The 3998-nt window shown below is 47.1% G+C and carries 4 protein-coding genes; all 4 read right to left on the bottom strand.

All coding sequences use genetic code 11. The features are described from left to right. Positions 1 to 761, bottom strand: a 761-nt coding sequence (locus B5X72_RS20425) for a nucleoside-diphosphate sugar epimerase/dehydratase (RefSeq protein WP_394332961.1), incomplete at its 3' end; no start/stop codon positions are given. Positions 762 to 916: 155 nt separating this feature from the next. Beyond that, positions 917 to 3046 (bottom strand): right-handed parallel beta-helix repeat-containing protein, encoded by a 2130-nt coding sequence (locus B5X72_RS20430; protein WP_079718790.1) that lies wholly within the window; start codon positions 3044 to 3046, stop codon positions 917 to 919. Further along, on the bottom strand, positions 3040 to 3780 hold the full coding sequence (locus tag B5X72_RS20435; protein WP_079718791.1) for a tyrosine-protein phosphatase: 741 nt from the start codon (positions 3778 to 3780) through the stop codon (positions 3040 to 3042). The genes B5X72_RS20430 and B5X72_RS20435 overlap by 7 nt, the downstream gene beginning before the upstream one ends. A gap of 26 nt (positions 3781 to 3806) precedes the next feature. Further along, the coding region (locus tag B5X72_RS20440) for a sugar transferase (RefSeq protein ID WP_176146288.1) at positions 3807 to 3998 on the bottom strand (192 nt) is incomplete at its 5' end.

The following is a 3998-nucleotide window of genomic DNA, read 5'->3' on the forward strand; positions in this document are numbered from 1 at the left end:
ACGGAGCCCAACAGGCTCACTTCATAGGGCAGGCTATCCTCCCGTTTTAAGTCGGGGACGAGCTTGACCCGCAGACACAGCCGCTCGGCTTCTTCCAGCAGCGCTGTGGCCTGTGCAATGCGGTGGGGCGAGAGTGAAACATATACCTCTTGAATACCTAACGCGACCGCACGCTTAAATTGGGTAAGGGCAGCTGGCAAGATATCGCCGCGATCATTGATAAGCTGTGCATCGCTCTCGGCAAGGTAGCCTTCAAAACGGAATAGCTTTTCATGGGCCCAAAAATAACGGGCCAGCCGGCGTCCGCCGTCATTTTTGCCCATAATGGCCACGGTCTTGCGGATATGGAAATACCGGATAAGCATGCCCTGGAAATAGGTGCCAATAAGGCGGCTGATGACCAGCGACAGCATGAAGCTCAGGTGGAAGACGGTCAGGAACAAGGCAGTATGGGTAGCCCCGGTATCGGCAAGGACAAGGTACAACGTAAATAGGCCTGCATGAATAACGGCGCTGCGCCAGGTAGCCCGGTAGATGCAGTCCAAACTGATCACGGTGTTGTTGCCATACATCTTGAAAACACCGGTGGAAAACAACCATAGCAGATTGGCAATTGGTAAATAAAACCGGAAGACCACCGATTCATTGAGAAAGTAATGGTGCTCAGTGAACATACAGGCCAATATAAAAGCGCCATTGAGTAATAAAAAGTCGGAAAAGGCCAATACAAACTTAAGGAGATAAATGTAGCGTGTTTGCATGTCTTTTTGGATGATAATGTAAACTGTCGAACGAAATCGTTGCTGATTGCGTTGTGAAGTTACAAATAATAGTTAATTTTTAATGGGATTGACAAAAAAAATAACATTAACTTTTAAAAATGTATCAAATGTTGTGCCTAATTGTTGAATTTTTGTTAAAAATAAGCAAAGAATTCGTCATTTTTTCGCACATATTGCTCAAATTGATCTGTCATTTGTTTACTGAACTGGGCTTTGGATATCCAACTGGGCTCGCCATATACGCCGGATTGCGTATAATCGAACCATTCGAAGCCTATTCTTCTCGCCACTTGCGCGCTTTTCAAATGAAAATTGCCCTGCTTCGGATCGCTAAACATAGGGTCAGCTATTACCGAACTTCTGTCTTGCCCTCGAGCATTCCATGCCGCAAAATCCATACCGTGATATGCGTTCTCAAGCGAGCTGATCCCCCAATAACAATTTCGATCGAAGGTAGTGACTGCTTTTAGGCCTTCATCGGAATGCCATGTGCTGTTGAATACAGATCCACTATCTACATACACAATGTTGCCGGTAAACGTAAATGATCGATGATCCTCGGCTTTGCCTAACTGAAGCTGTGATTCGATATTCAATGCGAAAATGTTATTCCGAATCGTGTTATCTCGTCCATAATGGTGCATATATCCTGCATTGCTGCATCGATATACCAAATTGTTTTCAATCAGGATATGGGAGGTTCCTTCATCCGTATAAATACCCCAACCGCCATAGTCAAAAGCAAATACATGATGGATGACGTTGTTGGCGATTACAGTCCCTTCGGAAGGTCCCAACGTATAGATTCCTCCCATGTCGCTCAGTTCGGCCCATCCCAGATGATGGATATGGTTGTGCACAATCTGATTGCGTTTGGCGGGGCTCTCGCCATATCCCCAAGTCCAACCTACGGATATGCCGGAATATCGAAAATCTGCTATATCGTTATGGCTGATCTTATTGTCGCTGGCATGGAAAATAGCAATGCCTACGCCATCAGCATACGTGTATCCGCCATGTTGAATAATGTTGTTATCTACTGTTATGTGGCGAACAAGTTCCACCGTATCTGCCGGTAAGTTGGTTGTGCCTATTTTGATGCCGCCTGCACCGAGGTCGTGGAAATGGCATTGCGATACGACATTCTTGTGGCTGCCCGCTTTGAACCACAGGGCATAAGTTGCGGTATTAGATATTTCACAGTTTGTGAACGTAATGTTGTTGGCATGTTCTACTGTGATCGCGGCGTCTACTGCATTCGCTGCCTGCCCGAGGGGTATGCCTTCTTTGGGGGTATGAGAGCCGCTTACGCTGAATATAAGGTTTTTGAATATCAGATGTTTGACGGGATTTTGCTTTTCGCCCTGAATGATAATAAACTTATCTATCGTCGGAACTACTGCCTCGGTGTGTGTTATCGATTCCCCTGGTATCGGTATGTAATAAAGGTAGCCGTCATTCGCCAGAAACCACTCCCCCGGTGCGTCCAATGCATGTGGATGATTTTCGATGTAAAACCGCGTTTTGCTATCCATTGTATTCCAAGATGGCATCTCTTTTCCGATGACATGGATATTTCCATGGGGATCTGCATAATGAACAAACTCCTTGGCTATTGTCCACTTCTGGTGGAATACGGCTAATGCACCGTCCACCGTGTCATTGAGCAGTTGTTTTATGGTATTTTGAGCGGATGGGCTTGGCACAATACGCTTATTTACAAATAAGCCTGTCTGGCTGCGCCCGGAAAACGCTATTTGCTTTACGCTGTCTACCTTGAAAAAATACCCCTCGTTTGGAGTTCTTGCCCGTACGCGCCGTTGTCCGTTGATGTATAGTTGCTCGAACCGCAAACCAAGCTGTGTGACCTGGGGAATATGTACCCGCCAAAGCGTGGGCGAAATTGCTTCGAAACGATCGAGTTTAATGCCTCCGTGTAATCGGGGCTTACTTGTTTCATCGGCAGCGGTATAGATAACAGGAGCATCAATCGTCCCACCATCGGTTGGCGTAACTACCAACGGGTTGGATAAATAGTACGTTCCTGGCAGCATATGCACATAAATGGTGTCTTTTTTGCTGTTTTGTACGCTGATTTGCCTAATGCGATACTGAGCACCTGCCAATGACGCCAATGGTTTAGCATATGTTCCCGGATTTCCGTCATCGCCGTGCGGTGCAACATAGAGCTTCTCGGCAGACAACGTGACTTGCGCGGCACCAATTAAATATAAAAACAAGGCAATACCCGGATGTTTCACCATATTGCGAATAGTTCTAAATTTTTGATGGGATTCTTTTTGAATAAACCATGAGCGTCGCCGCTGAGTACGAATTTTTCTATCGCGGCAAGGTGCTTCAAGTGATGCAGGTCAGTGCCGACCAAATCAATCATACCACGCTTGAGCAGGTGCTGAGCGGCTTTCTGAACCTGCGCGTTGTAGTACCCTGTAGGTGAAAGCAGGTTCATTTGAAATAAGCAACCGAGCTCCTTGAGCCGCTGGTAACGTTCGGGGCGCTGGTGGTAAAAAAGATACCGTTCGGGATGAGCCAGGATAACCTTGTAACCCTTCACCTGTAAGTCAAAAATATGGCGATCAATCTGTGGGTTTTCAACCATATAAGACATTTCAATAAGCAGGTGATCATCGGGCAATGTAAGTAAATAGCTTCGTGACCATGTGGCCCCGAATGTATCGTCTACCATGTACTCGGCAGCGATCTCCATAGCGACGTCCGCCGGAAGGGACGGCTTCAGTTGGTCAAGTGCGGCACGGATGGTTGCGAGCGTATTGGGATAGACATCGTTGAAGATGTGTGGTGTCGCGTAAAACTGCGATAAACCCAAGGTTTGCAGGCGTTCAACGTAGCCCACAGAGGTCGCGACATCGGGGCTGCCATCATCAATGCCGGGCAGGAGGTGCGAGTGGATATCCACACCCATCCAACCGAGGCTAGTGTCATTTTTTGTCTTATTCAGGAATGTGAATACCCCCATAAACAGGATACGTATCGTTGATTGAATTAATGTGCGTTTTCTTCGCCGACCAGTATATTGATGACGGTAAGAAAGATAATCCGTACGTCAAGCATAGTGGTCCAATTTTCAAGGTACCAGATATCGTGCGCCACGCGGCGTTCCATCATGGCGGGGTTGGTGGTCTCTCCCCGGTAGCCGTTGACCTGGGCCCACCCGGTAATGCCCGGTTTGAGAAA

The organism is Parapedobacter luteus, assembly GCF_900168055.1.
In the GTDB taxonomy this organism is placed as follows: domain Bacteria; phylum Bacteroidota; class Bacteroidia; order Sphingobacteriales; family Sphingobacteriaceae; genus Parapedobacter; species Parapedobacter luteus.